This window comes from Serratia sp. S4, from assembly GCF_000347995.1.
GTDB lineage: Bacteria > Pseudomonadota > Gammaproteobacteria > Enterobacterales > Enterobacteriaceae > Serratia > Serratia quinivorans.
The window spans coordinates 3,593,869-3,608,127 of sequence record NZ_KB661120.1 but is presented as its reverse complement, the minus strand read 5'-3'; the positions used below and the strand labels follow the sequence as shown (position 1 = coordinate 3,608,127).

At 57.5% G+C, this 14,259-nt stretch carries 13 protein-coding genes; 9 read left to right on the top strand and 4 right to left on the bottom strand.

Going from position 1 to position 14,259, the window contains the following annotated elements; all coding sequences use genetic code 11:
- Positions 1-126 precede the first annotated feature (126 nt).
- The 6 genes from menF to menE all read left to right on the top strand — a co-directional run bounded on the left by menF (position 127) and on the right by menE (position 7,337).
- Positions 127-1,419 carry an isochorismate synthase MenF gene (menF, locus tag SERS4_RS0117550; RefSeq protein ID WP_026142457.1) on the top strand — a complete coding sequence of 431 codons (1,293 nt, stop codon included), beginning with the start codon at positions 127-129 and terminating at the stop codon, positions 1,417-1,419.
- A 252-nt stretch (positions 1,420-1,671) separates the two neighbouring features.
- On the top strand, positions 1,672-3,345 hold the full coding sequence (gene menD / locus SERS4_RS0117545) for a 2-succinyl-5-enolpyruvyl-6-hydroxy-3-cyclohexene-1-carboxylic-acid synthase (protein ID WP_017893478.1): 1,674 nt from the start codon (positions 1,672-1,674) through the stop codon (positions 3,343-3,345).
- Complete coding sequence (gene menH / locus SERS4_RS0117540; protein WP_017893477.1) at positions 3,342-4,112, top strand: 2-succinyl-6-hydroxy-2,4-cyclohexadiene-1-carboxylate synthase; 771 nt, start codon at positions 3,342-3,344, stop codon at positions 4,110-4,112. The genes menD and menH overlap by 4 nt, the downstream gene beginning before the upstream one ends.
- An 11-nt stretch (positions 4,113-4,123) precedes the next feature.
- Complete coding sequence (menB, locus tag SERS4_RS0117535) at positions 4,124-4,981, top strand: 1,4-dihydroxy-2-naphthoyl-CoA synthase (RefSeq protein WP_012145996.1); 858 nt, start codon at positions 4,124-4,126, stop codon at positions 4,979-4,981.
- Positions 4,981-5,964, top strand: a complete 984-nt coding sequence (gene menC / locus SERS4_RS0117530) for an o-succinylbenzoate synthase (RefSeq protein ID WP_017893476.1) — start codon at positions 4,981-4,983, stop codon at positions 5,962-5,964. The genes menB and menC overlap by 1 nt, the downstream gene beginning before the upstream one ends.
- Positions 5,952-7,337: an o-succinylbenzoate--CoA ligase gene (menE, locus tag SERS4_RS0117525; protein ID WP_017893475.1), complete on the top strand. Its 1,386-nt coding sequence runs from the start codon at positions 5,952-5,954 to the stop codon at positions 7,335-7,337. The genes menC and menE overlap by 13 nt, the downstream gene beginning before the upstream one ends.
- Positions 7,338-7,375: 38 nt before the next feature.
- Here menE and katA read toward each other — a convergent pair whose 3' ends face one another.
- Complete coding sequence (katA, locus tag SERS4_RS0117520) at positions 7,376-8,812, bottom strand: catalase KatA (RefSeq protein WP_017893474.1); 1,437 nt, start codon at positions 8,810-8,812, stop codon at positions 7,376-7,378.
- Between the two features lie 327 nt (positions 8,813-9,139).
- Between katA and SERS4_RS0117515 the strand changes: the two genes are divergently transcribed.
- On the top strand, positions 9,140-9,682 hold the full coding sequence (locus SERS4_RS0117515; protein WP_012145992.1) for a YfaZ family outer membrane protein: 543 nt from the start codon (positions 9,140-9,142) through the stop codon (positions 9,680-9,682).
- Positions 9,683-9,732: 50 nt separating this feature from the next.
- Here the strand turns inward: SERS4_RS0117515 and tyrP are convergent, their stop codons facing one another.
- A complete protein-coding gene (gene tyrP, locus SERS4_RS0117510) occupies positions 9,733-10,941 on the bottom strand; it encodes a tyrosine transporter TyrP (RefSeq protein WP_012145991.1) in 1,209 nt (402 codons plus the stop codon).
- Between the two features lie 244 nt (positions 10,942-11,185).
- On the opposite strand from tyrP, the gene SERS4_RS0117505 reads away from it, so the two are divergent.
- Together SERS4_RS0117505 and SERS4_RS0117500 are read left to right on the top strand one after the other, a co-directional pair.
- Positions 11,186-12,382, top strand: a complete 1,197-nt coding sequence (locus SERS4_RS0117505; protein ID WP_026142456.1) for a nicotinamide mononucleotide deamidase-related protein YfaY — start codon at positions 11,186-11,188, stop codon at positions 12,380-12,382.
- A 227-nt stretch (positions 12,383-12,609) separates the two neighbouring features.
- Positions 12,610-12,762 (top strand): Hok/Gef family protein, encoded by a 153-nt coding sequence (locus SERS4_RS0117500; protein ID WP_017893471.1) that lies wholly within the window; start codon positions 12,610-12,612, stop codon positions 12,760-12,762.
- Positions 12,763-12,823: 61 nt separating this feature from the next.
- Here SERS4_RS0117500 and yfaE read toward each other — a convergent pair whose 3' ends face one another.
- Positions 12,824-13,084 (bottom strand): class I ribonucleotide reductase maintenance protein YfaE, encoded by a 261-nt coding sequence (gene yfaE / locus SERS4_RS0117495; protein WP_017893470.1) that lies wholly within the window; start codon positions 13,082-13,084, stop codon positions 12,824-12,826.
- A gap of 3 nt (positions 13,085-13,087) precedes the next feature.
- Complete coding sequence (nrdB, locus tag SERS4_RS0117490; protein WP_012145987.1) at positions 13,088-14,218, bottom strand: class Ia ribonucleoside-diphosphate reductase subunit beta; 1,131 nt, start codon at positions 14,216-14,218, stop codon at positions 13,088-13,090.
- Between the last annotated feature and the right edge of the window lie 41 nt (positions 14,219-14,259).

The following is a 14,259-nucleotide window of genomic DNA, read 5'->3' as shown; positions in this document are numbered from 1 at the left end:
AACTAATTGTTTAATTTTAATAAACAATTGACCGCTACTGACGTTGACTCCCGGCGCTATTTTTCCGCCGTTCTGGCTTGATTTGCCGTATAATTCCCTACATTAAGCTTGGTTATTGAGGTGGTCGTGGAACAACTTTCGGGATTGCTGAGGCGGTTACGCCAGCAGCTTGAGCAACATTTGCCTTCTGATGGCGGTTTCCGGCAGCTTGCACTGCCCGTACCGGCGCCGTTGGCCACCCGGTTGCTTGAATGGCTGGCGGCGCAACCGGCATTCCCGCAGTTTTACTGGCGTCATCGCGACGGGCATGAGGAAGCGGCGGTCTGCGGCTCTGTGCGTCAGTTTACCCAGCCACGACAGGCACAGGCGTTTCTCAGGACGCATGAGGGAGCGCGAGTCTGGGGACTGAATGCTTTTGACGGCGTGGCGCATTTATTTTTGCCCCGTCTGGAAATTCTGAGCCGTGACGGTGAAACACAATTAACGCTGAATCTGTTTTCTGAAAGCTCGCTGCGTGAAGATGCGGTGTTTGCCGGCCGCTGGCTGGAGCAGGTATCGGCTGCAAGGCCCATCACGCCATTAAAGGCGCAGGTGGCAAAGGTGCAGCATCGACCGGAACGGGCTGGGTGGGAAATCATGCTGCAAGACGCGCTGAAAGCGATAGGCCGGCAACAGATGGAGAAGGTGGTGTTGGCGCGCAGTACGTTACTGACGCTGGATTGTCCGCTGTCTGCACCGGCGATGATGGATGCCAGCCGCAGCGTGAACCACCGATGCTACCACTTTATGCTGCGCTTTGATGCACATTCCGCATTTCTCGGCTCCAGCCCGGAAAGACTGTATCTGCGAAACGGCCGCCATCTGCTGACCGAAGCGCTGGCGGGCACCGTCGCCAATCACCCCGATCGGCTGCAAGCCCAGGCGCTGGCGCAGTGGTTGCTGCGGGATGGCAAGAACCAGCATGAGAATCTGCTGGTGGTGGATGATATCTGCCAACGCCTGCAAGGCGGTGCCGACGCGGTGGATGTGTTGCCGCCCGAAGTGGTGCGCTTGCGTAAGGTGCAGCATTTGCGGCGGCGTATTGAAGGCCGGCTTAACGATAACGACGATGCCGATTGCCTGCAGCGGTTACAGCCCACGGCGGCGGTAGCCGGGTTGCCGCGTCAGGCGGCGCGCGAGTTTATTTTGCAACATGAGCCTTTCCCCCGTGATTGGTATGCCGGATCTGCCGGTTACCTTTCCTCCTCCCGCAGTGAGTTTTGCGTAGCACTGCGCTGCGCGCAAATTGACGACCAGGAATTACGACTCTATGCCGGTGCCGGCATTGTGGCCGGTTCTGACGCCGAGGCAGAGTGGCAGGAAATCGAAAACAAGGCCGCCGGGCTGCTGACTTTACTGCTGCCAGAGCCATTGCGTTGAATTTCCCTGCTTATGCTCCGGATTTATTGAGCGAATGGCGCGGTGAGTGTAAACTGCTTGTGATTTTTATGTTTATTTTTTGTTCTAAATCAATTAATTGTCTACCATAAAGTCACCGGGATATACGGCGTTTTTGCGCTGGCGCAAAAGTCGTAAAGATAACTACTCATATAATGCAGAACATCATTTTTGGCATGCCGTCGATTGGCGGGTGCCAGGGGACGATTCTGTTAACCGACTTGTGAGCGAATTATGTCGACAAGTGTTTTTAATCGCCGGTGGGCGGCGTTGCTGTTGGAAGCGCTGGCCCGCCATGGAGTGCGACATGTCTGTATCGCTCCGGGATCGCGCTCTACGCCGTTGACGCTGGCTGCGGCGGCTAACAAGTCTTTTATCTGCCATACCCATTTTGATGAGCGCGGGCTGGGCCATTTGGCGCTTGGCCTGGCGAAGGCGTCGCGCGAACCTGTGGCGGTGATCGTCACTTCCGGCACCGCCGCCGCTAACCTTTATCCCTCTTTGATCGAAGCCGGGCTGACCGGTGAACGGCTGGTGTTTCTCACCGCCGACCGGCCGCCTGAACTGATCAACTGCGGTGCCAATCAGGCGATCCGCCAAAACGGCCTATATGCCAGCCATCCGGCGCTGAGTATTGATCTGCCGCGGCCGACGACGGACATCCCCGCTCGCTGGTTGGTGTCCACCGTCGACAGCGCGATGGCACGCCTGCAGCACGGCGCTTTACACATTAATTGCCCGTTTGCCGAACCCTTGTACGGCGGTGATGAGCAACAGTATGCCGACTGGTCGGCGACGCTCGGCGACTGGTGGCAAGGCAGCCACCCCTGGCTGCGGGAAGTGGATCCGCACCAGGTGCTCAAGCAACCGGACTGGTTCTTCTGGCGGCAAAAGCGCGGCGTGATAGTGGCGGGGCGCATGAGCGCGGAAGAGGGCGAACATCTGGCGCAGTGGGCCGAGATGCTTGGCTGGCCGCTGATAGGTGATGTGCTGTCCCAGACCGGGCAGCCGCTGCCCTGTGCCGATTTATGGCTGGCCCAGCCGCAGGCGCAAAAACGGCTGGCCGAGGCACAATTGGTGGTGCAGTTTGGCAGCAGCCTGACCGGCAAACGCCTGCTGCAGTGGCAGGAACAGTGCCAGCCGCAAGAGTATTGGCTGATCGACGATTTACCGGGACGTCTCGATCCGGCACACCATCGGGGGCGGCGGATCCGCTCCAGCGTGGCGCAGTGGCTCGAACTGCATCCGGCTCAGCCGCGAACCCCCTGGGCCAACGAGTTGACGTCGCTGGCGGACAACGCGCTGGATGCGGTTTCCGGCCATTTGGTTAACCGCTTTGGCGAGGCGCAGTTGGCGCATCGCCTGCCGGAACTGCTGCCGGAAAACGGCCAACTGTTCCTCGGCAATAGCCTGATCGTACGGTTGATTGATGCGTTGACCCGCTTGCCGGCCGGTTATCCGGTATTCAGCAACCGCGGGGCCAGCGGCATCGACGGTCTGATCTCCACTGCCGCAGGCGTACAGCGGGCCACCGCCAAACCGACGCTGGCGGTGGTGGGAGATTTATCGGCACTGTATGACCTGAACGCGCTGGCGCTGCTGCGCCAATGTTCTGCGCCGACGGTGCTGATTGTGGTCAATAACAACGGCGGCCAGATTTTTTCACTGTTGCCGACGCCGGAAGAAGATCGGCAGCGGTTCTACTGCATGCCGCAGAACGTAGAGTTCAGCCATGCGGCGGCGATGTTCCAGCTGGCTTATGCCCGCCCGGAAAACTGGGGGCAATTGCTGCAGGCGGTGGAACAGGGCTGGCGTCACGGTGGCGCTACGCTGATTGAGCTGCAGGTGCCGCCGAGCGATGGTGCGCAGACGCTGCAGCATCTGGTGCAACAGATGGCGGAGCAATGATGCTGGCGACAAAAGTATTGCAACAGGGCGAAGCCGATCGCCCATGGCTAATCTGGTTACACGGCCTGTTGGGCAATAATAATGAATGGCGAGTGATCGCTTCGCGTTGTCCTGAATGGCCGTCGTTGGCCATAGATCTGCCCGGCCACGGCGATTCCGTTGCGGTCGTCTGCACGAGTTTTGACGATATCAGCGCGCAGATCAGCGCTACTTTGCAGATGCATGGCATCGAACGCTATTGGCTGGTGGGGTATTCGCTGGGCGGACGTATTGCCATGTATCACGCCTGTCACGGTGAACCCCGGGGCCTGCAGGGCGTGATTATCGAAGGTGGCAATCCAGGGCTGGCCGATGCCGCACAGCGCGAACAGCGCTTGGCGCATGATACGGCCTGGGCTGAGCGTTTCCGCCGAGAACCCCTCGCTCAGGTGCTGGCGGACTGGTATCAACAGCCGGTGTTCGCCAATCTCAGTGCGGTGCACCGTGATGCGCTGATCGATGCCCGTTCTGACAACGCTGGCGCGGCCGTGGCGGACATGCTCGAAGCCACTTCTCTGGGCAGGCAGCCCTATCTGGCGCCTCAGCTGCAACAACTGGCGGTGCCGCTGGTGGTGTTATGCGGCGCCGACGATCACAAATTTCAGCAGCTGACGCGCGACGCCGGGTTGCCGTTGCGCATCGTGCCGCAGGCCGGGCATAACTCGCACCTGGCCAATCCGCAGGCGTTCGCCGCCGAGCTGCGCAATTTTCTCGTTAACCCTGGTTAAAGGAACCGAACATGCTCTATCCAAATGAAGAACAGCTGTATGCCGCTATCGAATGGCAGGATTGCTCCGGCGATTTCGAAGATATTCTGTATCACAAGTCCAGCGACGGCATTGCTAAAATCACTATCAACCGTCCACAGGTACGTAATGCCTTCCGCCCGCATACGGTAAAAGAGATGATCGAGGCGTTGTCCAATGCCCGTTACGACGACGGCATTGGCACCATTATCCTCACCGGTGCCGGTGACAAAGCCTTCTGCTCCGGCGGCGATCAGAAAGTCCGCGGCGACTACGGCGGCTATCAGGATGACAGCGGTGTACATCACCTGAACGTGCTCGACTTCCAGCGCCAGATCCGTACCTGTCCGAAGCCGATAGTGGCGATGGTGGCTGGCTATTCAATCGGTGGCGGCCACGTACTGCACATGATGTGTGACCTGACCATTGCGGCGGACAACGCTATTTTCGGCCAGACTGGCCCGAAAGTGGGCTCTTTCGACGGCGGCTGGGGCGCTTCCTACATGGCGCGCATCGTGGGTCAGAAGAAGGCTCGCGAAATCTGGTTCCTGTGTCGTCAGTATGATGCCGCTGCGGCTTTGGACATGGGCCTGGTCAATACCGTGGTGCCTTTGGCCGATCTGGAGAAAGAAACCGTGCGCTGGTGCCGCGAAATGCTGCAGAACAGCCCGATGGCGCTGCGCTGTCTGAAAGCGGCCCTGAATGCCGACTGTGACGGTCAGGCCGGTCTGCAGGAGCTGGCGGGTAACGCCACCATGCTGTTCTATATGACTGACGAAGGCCAGGAAGGGCGCAACGCGTTTAACGAAAAGCGCCAGCCGGACTTCAGCAAATTCAAGCGTAACCCGTAATGAACACAACCCCCCGTAATGCGGCCCTTTACCGTTACAGCCTGCCAATGGACGCGGGCGTTGTGTTGCGCAATCAGCGGCTAAAAACCCGCGATGGTTTGCTGATCCATCTGCAGCAGGGTGAGCAAGAAGGCTGGGGCGAGATTGCGCCGTTGCCTGAATTCAGCCAGGAAACGCTGGCGCAGGCTGAACAGGCCGCGCTGAACTGGCTGCAGAGCTGGCAAAGTGGGGTATTGCCACCCGAAAGCCCGTTACCCTCGGTGGCGTTCGGCACCAGTTGCGCGGTGGCGGAGCTGGAACAGCGGCTACCGCAGCAGGCTGATTACCGTAAAGCGCCGTTGTGCACCGGCGACCCCGATGAGCTGTTCGAGGTATTGACTGCTTTGCCGGGTGAGAAGGTCGCCAAGGTAAAGGTTGGGCTGTATGAAGCGGTGCGTGACGGCATGGTTGTCAACGTGCTGCTGGAGGCACTGCCGGATCTCAGGCTGCGGCTGGACGCTAACCGCAGTTGGACGCGCGCCAAAGCGGATGGGTTTGCCAAATACGTCAATCCGGCTGTGCGCGATCGCATTGCTTTCCTTGAAGAGCCTTGCAAAACCCGCGATGAATCACGGGATTTCGCTCGGGCGACCGGCATTGCCATTGCCTGGGACGAAAGCGTGCGCGAGGCGGATTTTGTGGTGCAGGCGGAGCCGGGCGTGGCAGCGATAGTGATTAAGCCGACGTTGGTCGGCAGCCTGGCCCGTTGCCGTTCGTTGGTGGAGCAGGCCCATGCGGTGGGATTAGCGGCGGTGATCAGTTCCAGCATTGAGTCCAGCCTGGGATTGACGCAGTTGGCGCGCATCGCGCACTGGCTGACGCCGACGACCGTCCCTGGGCTAGACACGCTGGATTTGATGCAGGCGCAAATACTGCGATGCTGGCCGGATAGCCGGCTGCCGTTATTGGAGACGCAAGAGTTGGAGTGTTTATGGCGCAGTTGAATGACTGGCCGTGGCGACATTGGGCGCAGCGGCGCCCGCAGGCGGCGGCGCTGGTTGTCGGCCATCAGCCGGTGAGTTGGCTGGTGTTACGCCGTCAGGTGGATAAGCTGGCGGCGGATTTTCAGCACCAGGGGGTGGAGCCAGGCTGTGGCGTGGCGTTGTTCGGCAAGAACAGTTATCCCTTGTTGCTGGCCTATCTGGCGCTGTTGCAATGCGGTGCGCGGCTGCTGCCGCTGAATCCGGCGCTCCCCGTTTCCTTACTGGGGACGCTGTTGCCCGAGCTGGATATCGACTTTGCCTTCAGCCCGGATCAACTGCCAGCCTTGCCGACCAGGATCATCCGTTTAAATCCCCCGTCTACCGAATCCCGCTGGCTGAATCCGCCGCGCTGGGATCCTCAGCGGTTGGCGACCCTGACCCTGACTTCCGGCTCCAGCGGCAGACCGAAAGCGGCCGCGCACAGTTACGCCGGCCATTTGGCCAGTGCCGAAGGCGTACTGCAGTTGATGGATTTCCAGGCGCAGGATCGCTGGTTGCTGTCATTACCCTTATTTCACGTTTCCGGACAAGGCATTGTCTGGCGCTGGTTGCTGGCAGGGGCCACGCTGGTGGTCCGTGATATGCATCCGTTGGCCGATGCTCTGGCGGGCTGTACTCATGCATCCTTGGTGCCGACTCAGCTCTGGCGCCTGCTGGCACAGCCGCTGGCAGCCCTGACGCTGAAAAAAGTGCTGCTGGGGGGCGCGATGATCCCGGTAGAACTGACCAAACAGGCAGAGGCTGCGGGTATCCGCTGCTGGTGTGGCTATGGCCTGACTGAACTGGCTTCCACGGTGTGTGCCAAGCGTGCCGATGCACGGCCGGGCGTTGGGCTGCCGCTGGCCGGTCGGGAAATTAAGCTGGTGAATGAAGAGGTGTGGATCCGCGGGCGGAGTCTGGCGCTGGGATACTGGCTACAGGGTTGCTTGCTGCCGATTGTCGATGATCAGGGCTGGTTCCATACCCGCGATCGTGGCGTCCTGGAGCAGGATGAGCTGCGGATTATCGGCCGTTTGGACAACCTGTTTTTCAGCGGCGGAGAAGGCGTTCAGCCAGAAGATATTGAGCGCGTATTGGCGGCCCATCCGCAAATTTCACAGGTGGTGGTGGTGCCGGTGGATGACGCCGAGTTTGGTCAACGGCCGGTCGCGGTGATCGACAGTGAGGAGTCTCTCTCGCTGGACGAGCTGCTGGCCTGGTCGCAGGACCGGCTGGTGAACTTCCAGCGGCCAATGGCGCTGTTGGCGATGCCGAATGAGCTGAAGGCCGGGGGTATCAAGATCTCGCGCCGTCAGTTGCAGCAATGGGCGGTGGAGCAGATCTCGGCTCAATAAAAATGGCCGCCTGAAGGCGGCCTTGAGGGTAACGCGGGTTATTTCAGACCTAACGCCTTGGCTACGCCGGCACCGTAATTCGGGTGCACTTTGGTAAACAATTCAACCTGACGACGCTGGATCTGTTCCGGCACCTGCGACAGCTCTCCGGCGATGCGGGTGAACATGCGTTGGTGTTCTTCGGCACTCAGCAGGTTGAACAGCGCGCGCGGCTGGCTGTAGTAATCATCGTCTTCACGGTGATTCCAGTGGTCAGCGGCACCTTCAATGCTCAACGGCGGTTCGCTGAAGTCCGGTTGCTCCTGGAACAGGCCGAAACTGTTTGGCTCGTAGGTGGCTCCGTTGCCGCTGTTACCGTCCACGCGCATCGCACCGTCACGATGATAGTTGTGGAACGGGCATTTTGGGCTGTTCACCGGGATTTGATGGTGATTTACGCCCAGACGATAACGGTGCGTATCCCCGTAGGAGAACAGACGCCCCTGCAGCATCTTGTCCGGCGAGAAACTCACGCCAGGTACCACGTTGGCCGGGTTCATCGCCACCTGTTCCACTTCTGAGAAGTAGTTTTCCGGGTTGCGGTGCAGCTCGAAGAAACCCACGTCGATCAGCGGATAGTCGCCATGCGGCCATACCTTGGTCAGATCGAATGGGTTGTATGGCGTCTGAGAGGCTTCGTGTTCCGGCATGATCTGGATTTGCAGCTTCCAGCGTGGGAAATCACCTCGTTCGATGGCCTCATACAGATCGCGTTGTGAGCTTTCACGGTCTTTGGCGATAATCGCTTCTGCTTCATCATCCATCAGGTTTTCAATGCCCTGTTCGCAACGGAAGTGGAACTTCACCCAGAAGCGTTCATTGTCGGCATTGATAAAGCTAAAGGTATGGCTGCCGAAACCATGCATATGGCGATAGGATTTAGGAATACCGCGGTCACTGAAGTCGATGGTCAACTGATGCAGGCTTTCCGGTGACAGCGAGAAGAAGTCCCACTTGTAGATTGGGTTACGCAGATTGGTGCGCGGATCGCGTTTGACTACGTGGTTAAGGTCGGGGAATTTCAGCGGATCGCGCAGATAGAATACCGGCGTGTCGTTACCCACCAGATCCCAATTGCCTTCCTCGGTATAAAACTTCATGGCGAAACCACGAATGTCACGCTCGGCGTCGGCGGCCCCGCGCTCACCGGCTACGGTGGAGAAGCGGATGAACATGTCAGTTTGCTTGCCGATTTCAGAGAAGATTTTTGCGCGGGTGTACTGGCTAATGTCGTGGGTGACGGTGAAAGTGCCGTAGGCGCCGGAACCTTTGGCGTGCATGCGGCGCTCGGGGATCACTTCACGGTCGAAATGGGCCAGTTTTTCCAGAAACCACACGTCCTGTAACAACATCGGGCCGCGTTTGCCGGCGGTGATCACGTTATTATTATCGACAACCGGGGCGCCGGCTGCGGTGGTCAGTCCTTTCTTGCTCATCACTTGCTCCTTATTGTAGTGCAATCGAGTTAAGATTCTGGCGGCGTAAGCGTTCATCATCATAATCTGGCAGGGCGTGGTTACCCTGACTTGGGTCAATGCCACTACTAGTTGTAGACCTATTGAACGGCTGCGGCAAATAGGTCTGAGTTATCGTTGCCATTACCTCAGTGAATGAGACCTTTGCTTGCAGAACTTTACATTTCTTTGATTAATTAGGGATTTATCCCTTAAAGACCGATTGCGCTTTGGTATAGACTTGTGACGGTATTATTACGGGTTAATTCATATCATTCGTAATGGATGAAGCAGCAAGAGGGATAGATGATGAAAAAGACTTTGGTCGCCTGCGCAGCAAGTATGCTGTTTGTGACCGGTGCGGCGAGCGCACTCAGCCTGTCGGGCGAGGCCGGGCAGCATTACACCAATCTTGGTTTCGGCCAGGATACCGGCAATTCCGGCTTGGGAATAACCGGCAACTGGGCGCGCAGCGATCATGACGGCAACGTCGGCAGTCTGGGGCTGAGTTTCGGTGTGCCGCTGGGGCCGTTGACCGCCACTGTGGGTGGCAAGGCGTTGTATCTAAGCCCGAAAGACGGCAGTGACGGCGGAGCATTGGCGTTGGGCGGCGGCCTGGACTGGGCTATCTCCCGTTACTTCAGCCTGCATGGCGAAGGTTATTTTGCCCCGGATTCGCTGACCAGCGGCGTGAAGGCGTATAACGAGGCCAGCGGCGGCCTGCGTTGGAATATTTTCCGCCCGCTCAGCGTAGATGTGGGTTATCGCTACATGAAGATGGAAGGGAAGGACGGACGTCGTGACAACACCCTGGCCGATGGCCCGTATATTGGTGTCGGTCTGAGTTTCTGATGCAAATAACAAAGGGGCCAAGCGGCCCCTTTGTTTTATCGTTCAATCTATTACCCAACCGCCGGCAGAATGCCGCTGGCAATGCCCAACTGAATGGCAATCACCGTTATTCCGCAAACAAACACCAGTGCCAGTGCCGGTGTGCCGCCCCAAACGCGGTATTTTGCCTGATGCTGCTGACGTGTTTTCCACACTAACAATGATGGCAGTAACAGCGCCAGCACCGCCAGCGCAATGGCGGCAAAACCCAGAGCCAACACAAAGCCACGTGGATAGAACAGGGCGAAAGCCAACGGCGGCAAGAAAGTGATGGCACCGGTCTGCAGACGACCCCGCACGTTATCCTGGCGCTTAAACAGGTCGGCCAGAAAATCAAACAGCCCGAGCGCGACACCAAGGAACGAGGTTGCCAGCGCCAGATCGGCAAACAGATGCACCGCCAGTTCGACGTGTGGGGACGCCACGACGTCTCGTACCGCCTGCAACAGGCCGTTCAGACCGGCTTGCTGTGCCAGAATGCCGACGAAAGTGGTGGAGCTGATGCTGCCTAGCGTCGCCAACTGCCAGAAAATATAGGCCACCAGTGGAATGGCGCTGCCGATAATGAACACCCAGCGCAGTTTACGGATATTGCCGCCCATGTAGTTAACAATGCTGGGCACGCTGCCGTGGAAGCCGAATGAAGTGAAAATCACCGGAATGGCCGACAGCGCCAGTCCTTGCTCCAGCGGTAGGGTCATCAGGTTGGTCTGGTGGATATTGGGCAACATCAACCCCAGCATGACAATCAGAAACACTACTTTGGCGCTGAACAGGATACGGTTAAACAGATCGACCGAATGGGTGCCGATGCAGACGACGCCACCCGCCACCAGAGTAAACAGCAATACGCCGAGCGTGGTGGGGAAGTCCTGCGAGGTCCACTGGCTGATGCTGGCTGCCAGTAATTCGCCGGCACCGCTGATATAGGCCGCGGTCAGGGCATACATCAGGAACATCATGCTGAAACTGGTCAGCCATTGCCCGCCGCCGCCAAGATAACGTTTTGCCAGAGTCCCGAGGCCGGTATCCGCCTGTTCATGCTGATAAACCTCGACCAGCAGCAGCGCGGTATAACACATCAACAACCACAGTCCGACCAACAGACCCAGCGTGACGCCAAAGCCGACACCGGCCGCCGCCAGCGGCATCGCCAACATCCCTGCGCCAATGGTGGTTCCTGCCACGATAAAAACACTGCCAAGCGTGCGATTCTTCACGTTTTTCTCTACCAGCCAAAGATTTTGGAAAATTATAGGTAACTCATTCTAAGTGCGGCAGGATAGTTGATGGATTATTTTGTGTCAAACAGGCGTTACGGGTGGTGTTAACTTATATTTACACATTGATGGGCCGCGTGATGTCGCAAAAAAGTGCCTTCGGCAGAAATTAACCGGCAATGCGTAGTGAAAACTTATTTACAGGCTTCTATAGTGGAATGATCAGAAAATGTGGGAGAGATCAATGTTAAGGGTGGAGATGCTTAGCACCGGTGATGAGGTGCTGCACGGGCAAATTATAGATACCAACGCCGCCTGGCTGGCAGACTATCTGTTCCAGCAGGGTATGCCGATGAGCGGTCGTGAAACGGTGGGGGACAGCCTCTCCTCTTTGATTGAAACATTACTGGAGCGTAGCCACATCGCCGATGTGCTGATCGTGAACGGCGGTCTGGGGCCGACCAGTGACGATCTCAGCGCACTGGCGGCGGCTAGCGCTTGCGGCGTCGAGCTGGTGGAACAGGCTGAATGGTTGGCGCGTATGGAGGCTTATTTTGCCGAACGTGGTCGGCCGATGGCGACTTCAAACCGTAAACAGGCGCAGATCCCGGCGAATGCCGAGATGCTCGACAACCCGGTGGGTACCGCCTGTGGTTTTGCGTTGAAGCTCAACCGCTGCACGATGTTTTTCACCCCCGGTGTCCCTTCTGAATTCAAAGTGATGGTCGAGCAGCAAATTGTCCCGCGCCTGCGCGAGCGCTTTACCTTGCCGGCTGCGCCGCTGTGTTTGCGTTTAACCACCTTTGGTAGCTCCGAAAGCGATCTGGCCGCCGAACTCGATGGCATGCCGCTACCGCCGGAAGTGGTGCTCGGTTACCGCTCTTCCAGCCCGATCATTGAGCTGAAGCTGACCGGCCCGGTCAGCCAGCGTGCGGCGATGGAGCAGGCCTGGGAACGAGTACGCCAGGTGGCGGGTGACAACACTCTGTTTGAGGGCACCATTGGCTTGCCGGCAGCACTGACGCAACGCTTGAACCAGCAAGGGTTGAAGCTGGCGCTGAGCGAACAGTTCAGCGCCGGATTGATCAATCTGCAGTTGCAGACCGAAGGCGCACCGCTGGCCGGTGGCGAGCTGCTACCGTCGCACTGTGTGGAAACACTGGAAACCACGCTGGCCCGCGCTCGTTCTCTGGCGGAACTGACCGGGGCACAGCTGGCGCTGGCGGTCAGTGCCATGAGCGGTGACCAGGTGAGCGTGGTGCTGCACACGCCGAAAGGCGATATCGGGCAGACGGTTCGTTACCGGGCAGCGCGTCATGGTTTACGGCTACGGCAAGAGTCGGTAGCAATGCTGGCATTGGACATGCTGCGGCGCTGGCTGAACGGTGGGCCAGTGTGTGGGAAAAACGGCTGGCTGGAGATCGTCGAGATTATCGAGTAGAGAATGCTTGATGGTAGTGATATATCCCTTATTAATCATAATATTATAAGGGGTTATCGCGTTGAAGATAGGCTGTTACAATCGCTGCGGGTGCTTGAGACTATTCGTCTTGGGCATTGTGTGGCAAGGCGGATAGATGAAAGCCCCAAACTGACTATCAATCAGAATGGGGCTGCCCTAACGCCTAGACACCGTTATGGTAGCCCCTTCACAGCAAGGAGGCAAGCATGCGGTTAAAGCATGTGTTTCACTCGTTAACTGTTGTATGTATTACTATTTTGATATTCATTTGGATGATAAGAGACTCACTGTGTGAGCTGATAATCTATCAGGAAAATATCACTATATTGATCAGGTTAGCTTGTGATGTGAAGCGGTAATCATAGGGCGGGGGAAACCCCGCCTTCTGGTCTTCAGGCGTGGTTTCAGGCACCCAACTCTTCAAATTTCCAGCTCGATATCGGTCAGTGGCATGCAGCAGCAGGGCAGGATTTCACCATCGTTGATAAATGCCAATGGCGGCTGTCGGTAAACCACATCACCTTTCACCAACTTCAGGCGGCAGGCGCCGCAATAGCCGGAACGGCACTGGTATTCCACCTCAACGTCGTGCAATTCCAGCACGTCGAGCAGACAGTTTTCACTTTTGGGGCAGCATAGCTGCGTACCACTGGCACGCAGCGTGACGATTGATGATGCCATCGCTTAGAGTTCGAAGTCGCTCAGGTCGTCGGCATGCACTTCCGAGTCGATCTGGCCAACCAGGTAGGAGCTGACTTCCACTTCCTGCGGCGCAACCTGCACGTTGTCTGACACTAACCAGGCGTTGATCCATGGGATCGGGTTAGAGCGGGTGGCGAACGGCAGGCCTAGACCCACCGCCTGCATGCGGATATTGGTGATGTATTCCACATACTGGCACAGAATGTCTTTGTTCAGGCCGATCATCGAGCCGTCACGGAACAGGTATTCCGCCCACTCTTTTTCCTGCTCGGCAGCCAGCACAAACAGGTCATAGCACTGTTGCTGACACTCAACGGCGATTTCCGCCATCTCCGGGTCATCTGCACCGGAACGCATCAGGTTAAGCATATGCTGGGTACCGGTCAGGTGCAGCGCTTCGTCACGGGCAATCAGCTTGATGATTTTGGCATTGCCTTCCATCAGTTCACGTTCCGCGAAGGCAAATGAACAGGCAAAGCTGACGTAGAAGCGGATGGCTTCGAGTGCGTTAACGCTCATCAGGCACAGATAGAGCTGTTTCTTCAGCGCGCGCAGGGTAACGGTTACTGTCTTGCCGTTGACCTGATGGGTGCCTTCACCCAACAGATGATAGTAGCCTGTCATCTCGATCAGATCGTCGTAGTAGCCGGAGATGTCTTTCGCGCGCTTGAGGATCTCTTCGTTAGTGACGATGTCGTCAAACACGATCGCCGGATCGTTGACGATGTTACGGATAATATGGGTGTAAGAACGGGAGTGGATGGTCTCAGAGAAGGACCAGGTTTCTATCCAGGTTTCCAGCTCCGGGATCGAGATCAGCGGCAGCAGCGCGACGTTCGGGCTACGGCCCTGGATCGAATCGAGCAGCGTCTGGTATTTCAGGTTGCTGATGAAAATGTGTTTTTCATGTTCCGGCAGCGCCTGGTAGTCGATACGGTCGCGGGAAACGTCCACTTCTTCCGGACGCCAGAAGAAGGACAGTTGCTTCTCAATCAGTTTTTCGAAAATTTCATGTTTTTGCTGATCGAAACGCGCAACGTTAACCGACTGACCGAAGAACATCGGCTCCAGCAACTGGTTGTTTTTATTCTGAGAAAATGTGGTGTAAGCCATAAGCCTGAATCCATTAGTGCCGTGCTGAATTAGAAGGGGCC